13 protein-coding genes are annotated in these 18,076 nt (G+C 52.5%); 6 read left to right on the forward strand and 7 right to left on the reverse strand.

Annotated features, from left to right (window positions below; translation table 11 throughout):
• The first annotated feature begins 236 nt into the window (after positions 1-236).
• Both VHA_RS10660 and VHA_RS10665 read left to right on the forward strand, forming a co-directional pair.
• Positions 237-2,807 carry a TRAP transporter permease gene (locus VHA_RS10660; protein WP_005504097.1) on the forward strand — a complete coding sequence of 857 codons (2,571 nt, stop codon included), beginning with the start codon at positions 237-239 and terminating at the stop codon, positions 2,805-2,807.
• Positions 2,808-2,860: 53 nt separating this feature from the next.
• Positions 2,861-3,298: a universal stress protein gene (locus tag VHA_RS10665; RefSeq protein WP_005504099.1), complete on the forward strand. Its 438-nt coding sequence runs from the start codon at positions 2,861-2,863 to the stop codon at positions 3,296-3,298.
• A gap of 62 nt (positions 3,299-3,360) precedes the next feature.
• Here VHA_RS10665 and VHA_RS10670 read toward each other — a convergent pair whose 3' ends face one another.
• Together VHA_RS10670 and mpl are read right to left on the reverse strand one after the other, a co-directional pair.
• On the reverse strand, positions 3,361-3,981 hold the full coding sequence (locus VHA_RS10670; RefSeq protein ID WP_040528646.1) for a flavin prenyltransferase UbiX: 621 nt from the start codon (positions 3,979-3,981) through the stop codon (positions 3,361-3,363).
• 19 nt (positions 3,982-4,000) lie between these two features.
• Positions 4,001-5,356, reverse strand: a complete 1,356-nt coding sequence (mpl, locus tag VHA_RS10675) for a UDP-N-acetylmuramate:L-alanyl-gamma-D-glutamyl-meso-diaminopimelate ligase (protein WP_005504104.1) — start codon at positions 5,354-5,356, stop codon at positions 4,001-4,003.
• 335 nt (positions 5,357-5,691) lie between these two features.
• On the opposite strand from mpl, the gene fbp reads away from it, so the two are divergent.
• Positions 5,692-6,708, forward strand: coding sequence for a class 1 fructose-bisphosphatase (fbp, locus tag VHA_RS10680; protein ID WP_040528647.1), 1,017 nt, complete (start codon positions 5,692-5,694; stop codon positions 6,706-6,708).
• A 58-nt stretch (positions 6,709-6,766) separates the two neighbouring features.
• On the opposite strand, the gene tamB is transcribed toward fbp, so the two are convergent.
• Positions 6,767-10,489: an autotransporter assembly complex protein TamB gene (gene tamB, locus VHA_RS10685; protein ID WP_005504107.1), complete on the reverse strand. Its 3,723-nt coding sequence runs from the start codon at positions 10,487-10,489 to the stop codon at positions 6,767-6,769.
• Entirely contained in the window at positions 10,486-12,210 is a 1,725-nt protein-coding gene (tamA, locus tag VHA_RS10690; RefSeq protein WP_005504109.1) for an autotransporter assembly complex protein TamA, read from the reverse strand. The genes tamB and tamA overlap by 4 nt, the downstream gene beginning before the upstream one ends.
• A gap of 299 nt (positions 12,211-12,509) precedes the next feature.
• Between tamA and msrA the strand changes: the two genes are divergently transcribed.
• On the forward strand, positions 12,510-13,154 hold the full coding sequence (gene msrA / locus VHA_RS10695; RefSeq protein ID WP_005504111.1) for a peptide-methionine (S)-S-oxide reductase MsrA: 645 nt from the start codon (positions 12,510-12,512) through the stop codon (positions 13,152-13,154).
• 75 nt (positions 13,155-13,229) lie between these two features.
• Here the strand turns inward: msrA and VHA_RS10700 are convergent, their stop codons facing one another.
• On the reverse strand, positions 13,230-13,436 hold the full coding sequence (locus VHA_RS10700; RefSeq protein ID WP_005504113.1) for a DUF1107 domain-containing protein: 207 nt from the start codon (positions 13,434-13,436) through the stop codon (positions 13,230-13,232).
• Positions 13,437-13,823: 387 nt separating this feature from the next.
• On the opposite strand from VHA_RS10700, the gene VHA_RS10705 reads away from it, so the two are divergent.
• Together VHA_RS10705 and VHA_RS10710 are read left to right on the forward strand one after the other, a co-directional pair.
• A complete protein-coding gene (locus VHA_RS10705) occupies positions 13,824-14,378 on the forward strand; it encodes a YtfJ family protein (RefSeq protein ID WP_005504115.1) in 555 nt (184 codons plus the stop codon).
• A 294-nt stretch (positions 14,379-14,672) separates the two neighbouring features.
• Positions 14,673-15,590, forward strand: a complete 918-nt coding sequence (locus tag VHA_RS10710; RefSeq protein ID WP_005504119.1) for a TIGR03899 family protein — start codon at positions 14,673-14,675, stop codon at positions 15,588-15,590.
• A 78-nt stretch (positions 15,591-15,668) separates the two neighbouring features.
• Here VHA_RS10710 and cysC read toward each other — a convergent pair whose 3' ends face one another.
• Both cysC and VHA_RS10720 read right to left on the reverse strand, forming a co-directional pair.
• Entirely contained in the window at positions 15,669-16,289 is a 621-nt protein-coding gene (gene cysC / locus VHA_RS10715; RefSeq protein ID WP_005504121.1) for an adenylyl-sulfate kinase, read from the reverse strand.
• 54 nt (positions 16,290-16,343) lie between these two features.
• Positions 16,344-18,071: an SLC13 family permease gene (locus VHA_RS10720; RefSeq protein ID WP_005504126.1), complete on the reverse strand. Its 1,728-nt coding sequence runs from the start codon at positions 18,069-18,071 to the stop codon at positions 16,344-16,346.
• Between the last annotated feature and the right edge of the window lie 5 nt (positions 18,072-18,076).

Genomic DNA, 18,076 nt, shown 5'->3' on the forward strand with positions numbered 1-18,076 from the left:
AATATTTCTCAGGTTTTAAATTTTAGAAACAGATTTGTTATCATTTATCACCATATATTCAAACTCTAATAAAATAAGCTGAGTCTTAGCAAGACCAGATAACGCAGTACCTGTCATTAGATGAAGACAAGAAAGGCGTATAACACACGCCATTGAGATAGCCCGCCTTGTTGCGGGTTATTCACATCTGCTGTCAGGTTTTTTACACTTTACTTGCCGATTTAAAGGATAATGGCATGACGAAGACGACCGAGACACCGCAAGGCGCACAGGACATTGTCGCCCAGGCGGACACCGGAGCCCGCGCTCCGTCAGGTATACCGGGAAGAATCCTGTGGTTTGTTCCTTTGTGCTGGTCACTTTTCCAGTTGTGGTATGCCTCCCCCTTTACTGTCGCACTCAATGATACTGAGGCACGCTCTATTCATCTGGCCTTTGCCATCTTTCTCGCCTTCACTGCATACCCTGCACTGAAACGTTCGCCACGGAACCGGATCCCGGTACAAGACTGGCTGTTTGCCCTTGCTGGCAGTTTCTCTGCAGGCTACCTCTTCTTGTTTTATACCGACCTTGCTTCCCGCGCTGGTGCGCCCACTTCTGTGGATATTGCGGTTGCTGTCACTGGGATGATATTGCTGCTGGAAGCCACACGCCGGGCACTGGGGCCCCCCTTGATGGTGGTCGCACTGGTGTTCTTGCTTTATACCTTCGCCGGTCCATATATGCCGGACGTCATCGCCCACAAAGGTGCCAGCCTGAATAAAGCCATGTCCCATATGTGGCTGACCACCGAAGGGGTATTCGGTGTCGCACTGGGTGTCTCCACCTCTTTCGTGTTCCTGTTTGTCCTGTTTGGCGCCCTGCTCGACCGCGCTGGCGCGGGAGGCTATTTCATCAAGGTTGCTTTCTCCCTGTTGGGCCATATGCGTGGCGGCCCTGCGAAAGCTGCCGTTGTAGCGTCCGGCTTGTCTGGCCTGATTTCCGGCTCCTCCATTGCCAACGTGGTCACCACCGGGACATTTACTATCCCGCTGATGAAGCGTGTGGGTTTTCCCGGCTCAAAAGCCGGCGCAGTAGAAGTCGCCGCGTCCACCAATGGTCAGTTGACCCCACCCATTATGGGGGCTGCCGCTTTCCTGATGGTGGAATACGTAGGTATTCCCTATATCGACGTGATTAAGGCCGCTATCCTGCCCGCGATCATTTCCTATATCGCACTGATTTATATTGTTCACCTGGAAGCCTGCAAAGCGGGCATGACAGGTCTTCCCCGCCGCCACACCTCAACCTTCCTGCAATCGCTACAAAATTTTGTGGTGATCGTGATTGGCATTTGTGTGCTGAGCTTCGCGGTTTACTACGGCATTGGCTGGACCAAAAATGTGTTCGGTGCCGCCGCCAGCCCCATCATTGCTGCGTTGATTTTCTTCGCCTACATCGCGTTGATTCGCTATTCAGCACAATACAAAAAAGAAGCCGTCGAGGATCCGGCGGCGGCAGATTTATCTGAAGTCCCGGAGCCGGGCCCGACAGTACGTTCAGGCCTGTACTACCTGCTGCCCATCGCGGTGTTGGTATGGTGCCTGATGGTAGAGCGTTTTTCGCCCGGCCTCTCGGCCTTCTGGGCGACCTTGTTCATGATGTTCATCGTGGTGACACAACGTCCGTTGATTGCCTTTTTTAAAGGAAAATCAACCATTGGCAGCGAAGTGAAGAAAGGCTTTGTCGATCTGATGGAAGGTTTCGTTGCCGGAGCCCGCAACATGATTGGTATCGGTGTTGCAACGGCAGCGGCAGGTATCGTCGTGGGCGTGGTGACACTGACCGGTATTGGCCTGGTGATGACTGACTTCGTCGAGTTTATCTCTGGTGGCAACATCATCCTGATGCTGCTGTTTACGGCCATTATCAGCCTGATCCTAGGGATGGGCCTGCCAACGACAGCAAACTATATCGTGGTATCCACACTGATGGCGCCGGTGATCGTCACACTGGGTGCGCAGGAAGGCCTGATCATTCCATTGATCGCGGTTCACCTGTTTGTGTTCTATTTCGGTATTCTGGCAGATGATACGCCACCGGTCGGCCTCGCGGCTTTTGCCGCTGCGGCGATTGCGAAATCAGACCCAATCAAAACCGGTATCCAGGGATTCACCTACGATATCCGGACTGCCATCCTGCCGTTTATGTTCATCTTCAACACTCAGTTACTGCTGATGGATATTGACGGTCCTATTCACTTACTACTGACTATAGGTTCAGCAGTGATCGCCATGCTGGTGTTTTCAGCAGCCACTCAGGGATGGTGGCTTACCCGCAACAAATGGTGGGAAACCCTGCTGATGCTTGTTATCACATTTTCCCTGTTCCGTCCGGGTTTCTGGTGGGATGAAATGTACCCGCCCACCAACGATTACCCAGGTTCGGCTATTATGGAAGTGGCGGAAAAGTTGCCGGTTGGCCAGACACTTAATATTCAGGTACGCGGCGAAACCATTGATGGTGATACAGTGACAAAACACGTTCGCCTCCCTGTCGATAGTCAGGAAACAGAAGGGCTGGCGCGTGTTATGTCTACCGGTCTGGAACTGCGCAACGAAGACGGCGTGCAGTGGGTCGATATGGTCAAGTGGGGAAGTCCGGCCGCCGAAGCAGGTATCGACTTTGACTGGGAGGTGGTTCAGGTAAGCACGCCTGCGGACCGCCCGGCAAAAGAATGGGTATTCCTACCGACCCTGCTTTTGCTTGCGGCGCTGGCCTGGAATCAGCGCCGCCGGATACAACAGGCAAGCCAACAAACAGCGTAATCACCCCCGGGGCAAACCGCCCCGGCCAACGACCACACAAGAGAGTAGAGAACATGTATAAACACATTCTGGTCCCTGTTGATTTGAATGATGAAAGTTTTGCTGACAAAGCGGTTGAACACGCTGTTTGGCTGGCAGGACAGACCGGTGCCACACTGCACCTTCTTACCGCCCTGCCGGGCATTCATAACTCCATGGTGCAGTCTTATTTCCCGGAAGATGCGGCCCAAAAAATGAAACAAGATGTACGAAATAACCTGAAAGCTTTCGCCGAGCGCTCCGTGCCGCAAGGCGTGGCGTATGATTTGTCAGTAGCAGAAGGAAAACCGTACAAGGCGATTGTAAAAACGGCCGATAAACTGGGTTGCGATCTGATTGTGATGCCAAGCCACAAACGCTCAAAAGCCAATAAACTCATCATTGGTTCAGTTGCATCAAAAGTACTGGAGCAATCAAAAGTCAACGTTCTGATCATGAAGCCACAAGGCTGAACTCTGTTTACAGAACCTAAAAGGGGCGGTTTCTACACCGCCCCTTTTTGGTATTTTTGCAATCAGCTTTCCCGCTGATCGTACCCCCAGCGTGGCACCAGCACCTGTTCAATCCCCAGATGGTCAAGGATCCTCGCCACCATGAAATCCACCAAATCGTCGACAGATTCAGGCTGATGATAAAAACCCGGCGCCGCCGGCATGATGGTTACGCCCATTTGGGAGAGCTTCAGCATATTCTCCAAATGTAAGGTGGAAAACGGGGTTTCACGGACCACCAACACAAGCTGACCACGCTCTTTGAGCACCACATCCGCCGCACGTTCAGCAAGGTTATCGGACATACCATGGGCAATGGCCGCGAGTGAACCTGCCGAGCACGGACACACCACCATCTTTTTCGGGGCCGCTGAACCAGAAGCAACGGGTGAAAACCAATCTTCCTTGCCACACACCACCAGCTTGTCAGCAGGGGCATTAAGGTGCTTCTCCAGCACTTTTTTGGCCGCATCAGGTCCTGATGGCAACTTCAGGCCATGTTCCGTCGCCAGCACCACCCGCGCCGCCGAGGAGATCAGCAGATAAACCTCGTAGTCTGCGGCCAGCAGACATTCCAGCAAGCGGAAGCCATAAGGTGCCCCTGACGCCCCCGTCCAGGCCAGAGTGATCCGTTTGTCGCTCATTGACGTTACCATGTGTTCCTTATCGTTGTTCCAGAGCCGCTTTCAGTTTGTCGTGAATACCACCGAAGCCGCCGTTACTCATTACCAGCACCACATCACCGGAATTGGCCTCGCTGACAATGCCCGCTACCAGCGCATCGATATCATCAAAGGTCTTCGCCGGGGCTTTACAGGCTTCTGCCACGTCGTTGACTGACCAGGTGATATGTTCAGGCTGGAACAACAACACCACGTCAGCATCATCCAGTGACGGTGCAATCTCATCTTTATGTACGCCAAGCTTCATGGTGTTGGATCTTGGCTCAAGCACTGCCAGAATGCGCCGGTCGCCAACTTTCGCCCGAAGCCCCGCCAGCGTGGTCTTAATCGCCGTTGGGTGGTGGGCAAAATCGTCATAAACCGTGACACCGTTGAAATCGCCTTTATGCTCCAGACGGCGTTTGGTATTGATAAAACGGCCCAGCGCGTCACACGCCAGATCCGGTGTGACACCGACGTGACGGGCAGCAGCAACCGTCATCAATGCGTTGCTGACGTTATGGTCACCAATCAGGTCCCACTTCACGGTACCCACCGGTTTGCCGTCAAACCAGACATCAAACTCGCTGCCATCTGCCACACGCTTTTCGGCTTTCCAGATACCGTCTTCTCCGGCAAATTCCAGTTCACTCCAGCAGCCCATCGCCAGTGTCGATGTGATGTTGTCATCATTGGACGGTGCGATAATACGGCCAATCCCCGGCACGGTACGCACCAGATGATGGAACTGGCGCTTGATCGCGTTCAGATCGTCAAAGATATCGGCATGATCGAACTCAAGGTTGTTCATGATCAGCGTGCGTGGGTGGTAATGGACGAACTTCGAGCGCTTGTCGAAAAAAGCACTGTCATATTCATCAGCTTCCACCACAAAGAACATGCTTTCGCCCAGACGTGCCGACACACCAAAGTTACCCGGTACGCCACCAATCAAAAAGCCCGGTTGATAACCGCAGTCTTCCAGCACCCACGCCAGCATGCTCGCGGTAGTGGTTTTGCCGTGCGTCCCCGCCACCGCCAGCACCCAGCGGTCTTTGAGCAGAAAATCCAGCAGCCACTGGGGACCGGATGTGTAATTGAGGTTGTTATCCAGCACATATTCTACACACGGATTGCCGCGGCTCATCGCATTGCCCACCACGACCAGATCCGGCGCTGGGTCTAGCTGAGACGGATCGTAGCCCTGGATGATTTCAATGCCCTGCGATGCCAGCAACGTACTCATTGGCGGGTAAACGTTGGCGTCACACCCTGTCACTTTATGACCCAGTTGTCTCGCCAAAAGGGCAGCGCCGCCCATAAAAGTGCCGCAAATGCCCAAAATGTGTATATGCATAAGGTTCCGTCAGCCTAAAACAGTGATTTTTGTCCGGACTGTTACTCCAAGGGCTGTTTGCCTCTAGATCACAGTTCCTGACATGTCCAAATTACTTCGATACGAATAAAAAGTTCTACACTTTAAAATACTGTCGCTGAGCGACATCAGTGTGTCGTTCAGCTGTTGAGGTTGATTTTAAGTCCGGATGTGACGTCACGTATTTGGCACACCTTTTTCCTGCCAACCGACACACCGAACACGCCAAAATCACCCCGAAAAAACAAGGTCTGATAGCGCTTTGCTTTCCGGCATCTTACCCAAGAATCTACTCACAGACATCAAAAGGATCTGGAATGTCAGATATGCGTACACTTGGCGAGTTCATTGTTGAAAAGCAACATGAGTACCCGAACGCCAGTGGAGAACTCAGCTCACTGCTCTCATCTATCCGATTGGCTGCCAAAATCGTCAACCGTGAAATCAACAAAGCCGGCCTTGCTGATATCACAGGCGCGTTTGGTGGTGAGAACATCCAGGGCGAAGAACAACAAAAGTTAGACGTCTATGCCAACGAAAAATTCAAAGCCGCAATGGCTGCCCGTGACCAGGTGTGTGGCGTAGCCAGTGAGGAAGAAGATGACGCAGTTATCTTTGACACCGAACTTGGCCGCAACGCCAAATATGTTATTCTGATGGACCCACTCGATGGCTCGTCCAACATCGATGTTAACGTCTCCGTGGGCACCATCTTCTCCATCTACCGCCGGGTTTCCCCGATTGGCCAGCCCGCCACCATGGAGGATTTTCTCCAACCGGGTAACCAGCAGGTTGCAGCGGGCTACATCATCTATGGGTCGTCCACCATGCTGGTTTACACCACAGGTAACGGCGTTCATGGTTTTACCTATGACCCCTCTATTGGCGCATTCTGCCTGTCCCATGAAAACATGACCATCCCTGATAACGGCAAGATCTACTCCATCAACGAAGGAAACTACATCCGCTTCCCTCTCGGCGTGAAGAAGTACATCAAATACTGCCAGGAAAATGCGCCGGAAGATGGCCGCCCTTATACATCGCGTTATATTGGATCACTGGTTTCAGACTTTCACCGCAACATGCTCAAAGGTGGGCTATACCTCTACCCGAGCACTGCCGCTTACCCCAGTGGTAAGCTTCGCTTGCTGTACGAGTGCAACCCGATGGCCTTTATCATTGAGCAAGCAGGTGGCAAGGCATCGGATGGCGTGCGGCGCATCATGGACATCAAACCGACTGAGCTTCACCAGCGGGTACCGTTTTTCGTCGGCTCGACCCAGATGGTGAATAAAGTGGAAGAGTTCCTCAAAAACTTCCCAGATCAGGAATAATCCCCACGCATAAAAAGACAGCCCGGTATCAAAACCGGGCTGTTTACTTTCAGGCAGGTTACTTAATGCTGAACTGGTACAGCAAATCCACCGCATTGTCTGCACCAGAAACGGCTTCAACGTAGAGATCAGAAAGCAGGCGATAACGGACGGTAAACTCCGGTAAGCTGGTAAAGATCCCCACGCCATATTTCACCTGAAGCCCCGGCAGGATATAGCCAGACACTTCCACTTTTTCATTATTACCGGCACCGGATGTATCAACGCTCAGGTCCTGCACGCCAAACGCTTCACCAATCTCTCCCACCAACTTACCGCTCTGTGACAGGCCAAGACCAATCAGCATGGAGGTCATGGCATTGCCATCAGACTCGCTGTCGATATCCCGGCCGCGGGTCAGGTAAGACAAGGCATTCGCCTGAGGCATTGCGGGATCAGAGAACACCTGCACTTCCGGCGTATCTGCCGGTCCTGTGACACGGATACCGGCTTCAACGCCACCTTCAATGGCATCCGGATTGCGGATTGCCTCCACCTGCAGATAGGGCTGCTCAGGCGGGCCATTAAACAGGATCTGCCCTTTTTTGATGGTCAAATCCTGACCAAAAGATCGGTACGTTCCTTTTTCCAGCTTGATTTCACCGTTCACCGTGGGGCCTTTACGGTTACTGGCCACATCCAGCCTGCCTGTCAAATAGGTTTTCAGGCCGAAGGCTTCCAGACGGACATCGTCACCAATGTTGACCGCAATATTGGCATTCACCGTAATGGGGCTGGCTTCGTCTTCAGAAAGCGGCTGCAACTCGTCATTGAGGAGCACCACATCGCTGGATACCTGCACTGCCGAAGGGGGCAGTTTTTCTACCACAATACGCCCCCAGGGCACATCCACATGCCCTTTTACATTCACTGAGTCAGGAGAGGCATTCAGGGTCATATCCGGGCTGACTGCCAGTGCCACCATCGGAGGCACCACCACTTTCAAGCGCTGGCCTTTTACATTCAGTGATGCCAGCCAGGCATTCAGATCCTGCCAATCTGCTTCGCCGGTCAGCACCAGATCACCATCCGGCGTTTTAATGTCGCCATCAATGCGCCCATGAGTGCCTTTGAGCCTCGCCGTCACGTTACCTGTCTGTACCTCTATCGGCGCAGACAGGCTTTGCAATCTCAGGCCACTCAATGCAATGGTGCCATTGGCAGTGGGTTTATCCAGATCACCATCCAGCATCACCTCGCCGTCGAGTACACCTGCCAGCAGGGAGCCTTCACCAAATAACGGGGCGAGAAGACCCAGATCGACCCTGTCGATGCCAACGGTGCTCTTAAGCGTACGCTTTTTGCTGGAGAGGTTTCCCATCACCGTATTCAGTGACACCGTGCCATTGTCAGTCAGTGCCAGTTTGAGCTCAGCACTTAACGCATTATTGCCAAGAGTGGCATCCAGATTGAGCCCGTCCCAACCAATGACAAACAGCTCATCCAGTTGCTCTGCCACCTCACCTTTACCCAGAGATACTGACGCCTTCACCTCTGGCAGTGCATTCGGCGTCCACGCTACCTTGGCACTGGCATCAAGCGCGCCAGACACGGAAGTGGTTACCGGCAGGAACGCCTGCAGCAGATCCAGACTGAAATGGTTGACGGATAACTGGGCCTCGCCACTGTCTGCGACTGTCACCGGGTTATCCAGACAGATCCGACTCTGGTTTTGTGTCCAGCAGAAAGCGCCGATATCGACAACGCCGGTGTTAAAGTCCACCTTAACCGGAATGTCATTGGCCAGTTTCCAAGGACCGACCGGGGTTTTGAGCGATGAATTGTACAGCGTTCCCGTCCAACCTTTTTCTCGCTCCAGCCGCCCGCGAACAAAGAGTGCGGTCCCAACAGGTTTACCATCCAGTTTCAGGGAAATGGTCTGGTCAGCTTCATCGCCGGAGGCATGGATAGCCAGGTTGCTGATATCCACCCCGTCAGCCTTCACGCCATTCACATCAATGATCAGCCCCCCGCTGATGGTCGGCAGCGGCATCACTGACCCTCGGATACTGACATCCCTGATGCTAACCAACTCTTCCCAGCGCAAGGTATTGCCGGTCAGTTTCAGAGTCGCACTGGGTTTATCGAGGGTGCCGGAGAGATTGACCTGTCCCTGAACACTGCCCCCCGCCTGCGGCACAGAGGCCGAAAGCTTAGGTAAGTTCAGGTCGAGCGTGAGCGCCAATGTGTTGTCTACCCGGCCGGATACCTTGACGGCATTGGGCCCGTGGCGCAGGGACAATCCCTTGGTTTCCAGCAACAAATCGCCTTCACCTTTGACATCTGACGCATCAAGCTGGCCGCTCAGATCCAGTGCCTGATCACGGATAACCCCTTTGATATCAAGCTGGGGCAACCTCACCAACCAGCCGCCCCCGGCTGTCAGCTCGCCGCTGTTTTTCAGCGCACCCGAGAGGTTACCTTCTGCTTCCGGCCACTCCAGCCCGGGTTGGATATCGTTAAACTCAAGCCCGGTTTGCCACTTGATCTGCTTTGACCAGTCAACACTCGCCCAGCCCTCAATGCGCCCGCCAAGGGTGTTCAGTGTGATGTCACCCAACATCACCTTGCCGAGATCGCCAGTCAGCTTTGTGACAAGCGCCATGTCAGGTATTGCCTCACCAGACGCTTTTGTTTTCAGCGACGCACTGTATTTTTTCAGGCTGCCACTGGCGTTAATGACCGTCGATGTGAGGGTATACTCAGCCTTACTGTCAATCGGCCATTGCAGTTTTTTACTGGTCAGCAACAGGTTAAACGGCAGGTTAGGGTCGAGCACATCCAGCTTGCCGGAAAGCGCTGCCTGCAAGCCCCCCTTGAGATTTGCCTTCAGTGCCAGCGCACGGAGGTCGCCGTTTGCATCCAGCGTGAACATATGTCCCTGAAGCGGTGCCATACGTATATTTGCCGAGGCATCAATATTCAGAGGGTAGTTGTCTTTGAGCGCAATTCTGCCATCGAGTGACACCTTGCCCTGCTCTGCATCAAGGCGGAGCGCATCGAGTGTGATGTCATGGCCACCGGCACGACCTTTGACGTAAAACTCATGGATCACCTGTTTTTGCGGCAACAACAGCTCGGCATCTTTCAGCGCAAAGCCTTCAACCACCACATTGAGCGGAATTGTCACCGCAGGCAGTTCGACAGGGACATCACTGGATGACTGGACTTCTGGCTCCGCTGACGCGTCTTCACTGGGTGCCAGCGCCACCCTGATGCCTTTCCATTCTGTGGGTTTTAAAGTGACAGTATTGCCTTGCATTTGTGCAGCAGTCACCAGGCTGTTCCAATGCACCTTGGTGCCAAGGATATCAAGCGAGATATCAGACAGTGCCACGCCATTCAAAAACAGCGGGATGGGCGTTTTGATGTCAGTCAAAGGTTCTGAGGGGGAGGATTCCGGCGACGGCTCCGTTTCGCCAATCACCACCTCAATCCCGTCACCGGTGAGTGATTCAACACAAAGCGCAGGCCCACTGAGGCATTTACTGTTGATATCAAGGGAAAGAGACCGGCCTGAAAACGAAAAACCGTCCATCGTGAACGTTACGCCTTCCAACGCAAAACCGTTCAGCAAGGCACCACGGCTTTTTTCAATGGTCAGTTCCGGCAAGGCTTTCTGTGCGCCCCACACAGCCAGTTTGACACCTGCGGGGGTCAGAAGAAGGGTAAACACGCCTGCGACTATCAGAACCAACAACAATACTTTGGCGATAACAATCCGCTTAATCCAACGCATCATAGTTCTGGTCCAAGACTGAAATGGATCATGAAATCATCGTCTTTATTTTCAAAGCCGTGAGCAATGTCCAGACGAACCGGCCCAACGGGCGATTCCCAACGCACACCGACCCCGGCAGAGGTTTTCCAATGTGGATCGCTGCTGCTCCACGCGTCACCGCCATCGACAAACAGCGCAGCCCACCAGTTCCCGCTAACCCGATAGTTATATTCCAACGAGCCTGTCGCCATGTAAGCGCCTCCTTCAAGCTGTCCTTCACTGTCGCGGGGAGAGACAGATTCATAGTTGTAACCGCGGATACTGTTGTCACCACCGGCAAAAAAGCGCAGTGATGGCGGCACACGTTCAAACTCGCTGGTAAAAATCCCACCGCCATTGATACGGGCAAGGAAACGGTTGTCATCATTCAGGCTCCGGATCCAGGCGGTCTGACCAACCACACGGAACAGGCTGATGTCTGACAGCAACGCCGGATCGCCCGCTTCAAAGGTGATAGACTGCTTGTCCCCCCAGTGAGGCATAGCTCCCCCACGGCTGCGAACCCGGGAAAAATTCACGCCGGGCAATATCAGGTTGGAAATGTTCGAAATATTCGCCTGCGTATAGTCAGAATAAAGCCAGCGCAGGAAAAGCGCCCGCTGCCACCCGGTGTCGTACTGCCAGTGGCGGGAAATCGACGAGATGAGTTCAAGGCTCTCCGTGTCATTGTTGTCAATATTCTCCAGACCGACTTGTACCTGATAGAACTCACGTTGAGCATCTTCCAGCGGGATTTTATAGGTTGATTCCAGGGTTTGTTTGGGGCTGGACACATACAAGTCGGTATTCAGGCTGTGACCGCGGCTGTTAAACCAGGGTTTTCTCCAGCCAACTTTTACCCGTGGCCCAACATCCGTGGAATACCCCACACCGGTTTCAAACCGGTTACGTGGTGCAGGCTCCAGGTTTACGCTAATGGGCACACGATCGTCACGAAGATCATCCAGCCCCGCTTCGACCAATACTGACGAATACCACCCCGTATTGGACAACGACTGGTTAAATGCCCCCAGTTCCGACACCAGATACGGATCACCTTCCTGGAAGGTCAGCATGCTGTTAAGCCGCTCTTCATCGATTTGGCTGTTATGATAAATCACAGGGCCAAAGTGATAGCGGGTGCCACTGTTGAAATGCAAGCGGATAAAGGCCTGGTGAAGGCCAGGCGCCACCTCTAACCGGGACAGGGTATATTCTGCATCAAAGTAACCCCGGCGTACCGCCAAGCTCTGGATTGCCACTTTCAGGGCATCATACTGACCTTGGTTGAGCACATCCCCTACCTTGGGGGCGGTATTGAGAAGTTCTCTGAATGCTTCGTCATGTAGCGCATCACCGGTCAATTGGACATCAACCTCCGCAATACGAACAGGTTCACCGGCATTGATGTTCAGAACCACCGTCGCATCATCGATAGACTCCCGGTCTTCGATGTCATAGGTGAACTCAGGGTCAAAATACCCCAGCGCCTGGAGCGCTTTTTCGATTTCTTCCTGAACACGCGAATGGAAACGAAACGTCAGTCGCCGTTCACTGGCGGGAATGGCGTCAAGGTACACCGAGACATTCTCTTCGAGCATGTCATCCAGCCCGTTGATTTCAAAATCCACATCAGCGATTGCCACCCCGGGCACCCATGTTGCCGCAACGACAACCCAAGGTATTAATCGTTTCTTAATCATCGACCGTAAGCTTTTCTCTCACCCTGAGAGCCTGTTTGTAGAGTTTAGTGACAGTATGACCGTCCGTGTGTTCGGTTGTTGTGTTGCAAATATGCATCAAACCAAGGAAAAATTGCCCCTGCGGATCATCTAAAGGTAAAGGCCAGCAAGCATCATTTTACGCCAGCGCCTTGGGCAGAGTCATGTAATGGTGAAAGCATTCACTGCATGCAGCGTTCTATAGTTTTCCTGCCTGTAAGGTGCCATGATGGGCATCTCAATAGCGTCAGGCATCACCCAGAGCGACAAGGAGTCGATTTATGCTGAGCAACAAAAAGCAACTCTCCATCACTGCAGAGCAAGCTCTACCGGATCGGTCCGAAGAAATTATTCCGGCAGAACCTCATGCCGTCAATGGATCTCTTCTGAGCAAAACCGTTCCGGCAAACCAGACCCAGATCCTGTTGGGTATGGGCTGCTTTTGGGGAGCTGAACGCCTGTTTTGGGCGCTTGACGGCGTCATATCCACGTCCGTTGGCTACAGCGGTGGTTTTACCGTTAATCCCACGTACAAAGACGTCTGCACAGCACAAACCGGTCACACTGAAGTGGTTCAGGTTGTTTACGACCCAGCACGTATTTCCCTGAAAGCGATTTTGACACATTTTTGGCAGAGTCACGATCCCACGCAAGGGATGCGTCAGGGAAATGATGTAGGCACCCAATACCGCTCGGCGATCTATTTCTTTGATGAGACCCAGAAACAGGCAGCTCTCGCCAGCCGTGATGCCTATCAGGTAGCATTGAAAGATGCCGGAAATCCTGCCGGGATCACCACAGAAATTGCGCCGGCAGGGCCGTACTATTTTGCCGAAACCTATCACCAGCAGTATCTGGAGAAGAATCCGAACGGTTACTGTGGCATTGGTGGTACTGGCGTGTGCCTGCCTCCCTGGGAAAGATAACCTGAAGAAAAGCCGTTTGCAGAAAGCAAAACGCCCGCAAACAATGACGGGCGTTTTATGGTGTTTGATGGTGGATCAGGCGACAGCAGCCATGGCCTTGATTTCATTGTTCACTTCGGCCATTACGGCCAGTGCACGCTTGTCTTTTTTATGGGGAGGTAGCAACCTGCCACCATCAAACTCAAACGCGCCAATGCCGTCGATATAGACACGACCACGGAAAAACCCTTTAACATAACGGGCGACCTGACGGGGACGGTATTGGTGAAATATACGCAACATTGATGAACTCCTTCCATGCCAATGGGGAAAAAACCTGTATCGCATACCTTTCCGCTCAGGATTGGCTGACATATGTACGATGCAATCTAAATGCCAAGTGTTCGGTTCGGGCTATCACCATAACGGCATTGACAACACAATGGACTCACATTACCTCCACCGAACTAAGCGTAGACAAAAAATTACATATGGCATAATTACGACGCGTCGTCTTAAAAAAGATTCAAAGAAAATGTCCGGGCGAATGCCGAAATCTGAGTGGTTGGGCCAGTTATTGATACAAGCTAGCTTCCCGTATCAGCTATAGTCAGTAACACATCCCAAAAATTAAACAAATTCAGCGGGGTGACGTATAAAATATCGACAAAAAAACAGGAAGCATTACTTATGCGTCGTATGAAAACATTAGCCTTGGCGACGGCTCTCATCTCTACGTTTGCCTCAGCGCACAACCTCTCAAACGGCCAGACGTTGCCACCCGTGACCGTGGCATCCCACGGCGAATTAATGCTGGAAGGGGACAACATCAGCTATCAAAGCTGGAGCAGTGAGGACTTGCCCGGGAAAGTGCGCATCATCCAGGCGATTGCCGGTCGCAGCCACGCAAAAGAAATGAACGCCCCCTTGATTGAAGCCGTGAAAGCCGCAGGTTTTTCAAAAGATCAATACCAGACCACCACCATTATCAATCAGGACGATGCCATTTGGGGAACCGGCGGCTTCGTCAAATCGTCAGCGGAAGACAGCAAGAAAGCCTTCAGCTGGTCCTCTATTGTGCTGGATGAAAACGGCGCCGTGGCTAAGGCCTGGCAGTTGCAGGACAAGAGCTCGGCCATTGTGGTCCTGGATGCCGAAGGCACGGTGCACTTTGTCAAAGAAGGGGCACTTAACGACGCAGAGATCACCCAAGTGATTGATTTGGTCAATATGCTGATGAAGTGATCTTGCTCACCACCTGAAATGAAAAAACCCGCTGGCAGCGGGTTTTTTTAATGTTTAGACAACATTAGCCGATAAACTGGGAAAGGTATAACAGCGTGGCGATATAAAAAACGACAAGCAGGACATTCACAGAATTCATCTTGAACTTTTTCACTGCGACACCTCCTCCTTGCGTATTCATCATATGCGTCAAATGTTAACAAATTTAATTTAAATTTAACATGGTTAATTACATCCCCTGTTAACTAAACCATCGTGAAAACATTGCCTTAAGGTGTATAAAGCGGGAACAGCATGACCAATCAAAATAAACCTGTCGTGATCGACGTAGAAAACGCCGAACCGGAACACGCCCATAAAAGAGAAAAATCACAAACACAACAGGAAAGTCATCTCAAATCCAGCCAGCATCGGCTGGCAGCGATTGCTGCCGCTCACCATATTGATGCAAAGTTGCACGATATTGAGCGCGATAGCCTGACATCGCGCGCGGCCTACCGCCAACTGAAAATCAAACAACAGCAACAGGCGAATCTCGAACACATCATCAAGATCGCCCACGATCTTTGCCGCGATGAAACCGCCGGTACGCCGGATCCTGACTGGCTGTACCGCTTCTTTGAGATGGCGAAAACCATCTACGGTGACGGCATGCAAAACCTGTGGGCTAGGATCTTAAAGCAGGAGATCATCAGGCCGGGCAGCACCTCCCTCAAAGCCCTGTCGCTACTGGAAACCATGACCCAGCGTGAAGCGCAGGCCCTGCAACGTGCCTGTGCCCTCGCCTGCACATTTGGCAGTGACAGCAGCAAAAAGCTGATCACCGGTTTTCGCAAACCGGAAGAGGGGGTGAAACGTTACTTTAAACCGGATATTGCCGAACGTCTGGCGCTCGGGAACTTCAAACTCCCCTTCACGGATCTGATGGTATTGATGGATTTGGGGCTCATATTGAGAACCGAGCTGGAATCCGGCTTGATCGAACCGCCAGCATCATTACCACTGACCGGACAGGGTAAAACCTTTATGCTGACACCGCTTCAAAAAGGCATCCGGATTTACTACTACCGCTTTAGCCCGACCGGCAATGAACTGGCAAAACTGGTGGGACAAAAAGCCCATCCGGCATACCTCGATGCCTTGATGTTATTGCTTTCCAAGGTTTTTCATGTCGAGAGTGATGTGGGCGCTACAGTCAATGAGAAAGCGTAGCAGTATTGGATATGGGCAGTGAGAGATGAAAATGGCCGGGAAATCCCAGCCATTTTTCATTTCAGACGACGATGGCTCTTAACCGATGATTCCTGCCTCGCGCAATGATGCAATACATTGATCTACCAGTGCTTCTACCGAATGCTCATCAGTGTGCAGGTGCACTTCCGGTGACGCCGGCGCCTCATAGGCCGAACTGATACCGGTAAATGCTTTGATTTCACCGGCACGCGCTTTTTTGTACAGCCCTTTCGGATCGCGCGATTCACACACCGCCAGTGGCGTATCAACAAACACCTCGAAAAACTCCCCTTCCGGCAAAAGTTCACGCACCAGCTGGCGCTCTTCACGAAACGGCGAGATAAAGGCTGACAAGACAATCAGGCCCGCATCTGTCATCAATTTTGCGACTTCACCTACACGGCGGATATTCTCACGGCGGTCGTGATCAGAAAAGCCAAGATCGCGACACAGCCCATGGCGCACATTGTCACCATCAAGCAAATACGTGTGATAACCCATCTGTGCCAGTTTGCTTTCCAGCGCACCGGCAACTGTCGATTTACCGGAACCGGAAAGACCGGTAAACCACAGCAACGCCGGGCGTTGTTGCTTCTGTCCTGCGCGGTATAGTTTGTCGATAACGTGTTTGTGCCAAACCACATTTTCATCAGGATGCGGCGTATCCGCTGCACTCATAATTCAATCCTTTGTTACCCCGTCGCCAGGCAGGTGCCCTTTAACACAGGGAAATTAAAATGGAAAAAACAAGGGGATAAGACTCAACACCAGCGTCGAGTATACCAATGATAACGGTAATCCAACCCGCAGGTAGTCCGTTAATTGATAATTTCCCACACTGTAGACCAAAAGATTGGTCTGGTAACCATAAGGCGAAATAAAACTCGCACTGGCGCCAAATAAGACCGCCATAATAAACGGCATGGGATCGACGCCATATCCGAGAGCAAGGCTATATCCAATAGGAAATGACAACGCCGCAGCCGCATTGTTGGTGACAAGCTCTGTTAACACCAGAGTCAGCAGGTAGGTCGCAATCAACGCGCCATACACCCCCCAGCCATTAAACCAGTGGATAAACAGCTCACCTAACTGCCCGGAAAGGCCAGATTCGATCATCAGCTGTGCAAGGCTTAATGCACTGCCCACAATCACCACAATCTCTGCCGGAAAACGGCGTTTCAGTTCCACCAGATTGATCACTCCGGTCAGCAGCAACACCGTCAGATACGCCGCCAGACCGTTGAGCAGTGGCATCCACGCCATCAACGCTGCGCCAATCACGGCGGCAAAGCCTGCCAGTACCCAGGTGCTCATTTTACTGTCAAGACGCGCACTGGAATCCAGACCGTTTACGAGCACAAATTCGCGCTGTATGCGCTGCTGCGCTTTCGCAAACCCTTTACCGGGAACAATTACCAAGGTGTCACCGGCAAGCAGGGTAATATTGCCAAGGCCGCCTTCAAGCTTTTCATGGCCACGACGAATCGCTACCACTACCGCATCAAAGTTTTCACGGAATTTGGCTTCTTTCAGCGTCTTGCCGAGAATAGAAGCACTGTGGCTCACCACCACTTCCAGCAGGTTCTGGCCATTGATATGGTGCTGACCAAAGAGTGCCAGCCCTTCCATTTCCTGCAAAGTCGCGACGCTTTCCACATCGCCACAAAACTGCAGCTTATCCCCTTCGCGCATCACGGTATCCGGGCACACTGGCGCGATGAGTTCACCGTCACGGACGATTTCTGCAAGGTACAGACGACGCAGCGCACGCAACCCATTTTCCGACACAGTTTTCCCTGCCAGCGGAGATCCACTTTTGACTTCCGCCTCCAACACGTACGGCAGATCGTCATCACTGTCGTCGTCATAGTTTGGCAACAGGTAACAAAACGGGATCAACACTAAAAGGCCACCAGCCAGCACCGCAAGGCCAATCGTCGATGGCGCAAAGAAACCCAGCGAAGGCAACCCCGCGTTTTCGACAAAACTGTTGATGATAAGGTTGGTGGAGGTGCCAATCAGGGTCAGGGTGCCACCGAGAATAGCGGCATAGGAAAGCGGGATAAGCAGGCGCGAAGGCGCATGGCGACGGTTGCGTTTCACTGCCCCGATAAGCGAAACAACCACGGCGGTGTTATTGGTGAACGAGCTGAGAAACGCGGTCGAAAGGCCCAGTTTTGCGACCACGGTTCCTAGCCTGCCGCTGGCAAGCTGACCACTGACCCAGCCCACCAAACGCGTTTTTTCCAGTGCAGTGGAGGCCAGAATAAGCAGTATCAGCGTCAGCAGGGAGCTGTTGGTAAAATTCCCTGCCATCGCCTCGACCGATACCAGCCCCGACTGAAAGGCAATAAAGGCGGCGCCGGCGAAAAGAAAGGCAGGTTTGATTTTGGTCAACACCAAGCCTGCCACTATCGCCAGCAACAATCCCAAGACCAGAGACTGATCCCAGCTCATTGGCG

Source organism: Grimontia hollisae CIP 101886, assembly GCF_000176515.1.
Lineage (GTDB): Bacteria > Pseudomonadota > Gammaproteobacteria > Enterobacterales > Vibrionaceae > Enterovibrio > Enterovibrio hollisae.

Excerpts from the sequence above, each read along its gene's own strand:
- VHA_RS10660 (WP_005504097.1), top strand. The coding sequence starts at position 237 with ATGACGAAGACGACCGAGACACCGCAAGGCGCACAGGACATTGTCGCC.
- VHA_RS10665 (WP_005504099.1), top strand. The coding sequence starts at position 2,861 with ATGTATAAACACATTCTGGTCCCTGTTGATTTGAATGATGAAAGTTTT.
- VHA_RS10670 (WP_040528646.1), bottom strand. The coding sequence starts at position 3,981 with ATGAGCGACAAACGGATCACTCTGGCCTGGACGGGGGCGTCAGGGGCA.
- mpl (WP_005504104.1), bottom strand. The coding sequence starts at position 5,356 with ATGCATATACACATTTTGGGCATTTGCGGCACTTTTATGGGCGGCGCT.
- fbp (WP_040528647.1), top strand. The coding sequence starts at position 5,692 with ATGTCAGATATGCGTACACTTGGCGAGTTCATTGTTGAAAAGCAACAT.
- tamB (WP_005504107.1), bottom strand. The coding sequence starts at position 10,489 with ATGATGCGTTGGATTAAGCGGATTGTTATCGCCAAAGTATTGTTGTTG.
- tamA (WP_005504109.1), bottom strand. The coding sequence starts at position 12,210 with ATGATTAAGAAACGATTAATACCTTGGGTTGTCGTTGCGGCAACATGG.
- msrA (WP_005504111.1), top strand. The coding sequence starts at position 12,510 with ATGCTGAGCAACAAAAAGCAACTCTCCATCACTGCAGAGCAAGCTCTA.
- VHA_RS10700 (WP_005504113.1), bottom strand. The coding sequence starts at position 13,436 with ATGTTGCGTATATTTCACCAATACCGTCCCCGTCAGGTCGCCCGTTAT.
- VHA_RS10705 (WP_005504115.1), top strand. The coding sequence starts at position 13,824 with ATGCGTCGTATGAAAACATTAGCCTTGGCGACGGCTCTCATCTCTACG.
- VHA_RS10710 (WP_005504119.1), top strand. The coding sequence starts at position 14,673 with ATGACCAATCAAAATAAACCTGTCGTGATCGACGTAGAAAACGCCGAA.
- cysC (WP_005504121.1), bottom strand. The coding sequence starts at position 16,289 with ATGAGTGCAGCGGATACGCCGCATCCTGATGAAAATGTGGTTTGGCAC.
- VHA_RS10720 (WP_005504126.1), bottom strand. The coding sequence starts at position 18,071 with ATGAGCTGGGATCAGTCTCTGGTCTTGGGATTGTTGCTGGCGATAGTG.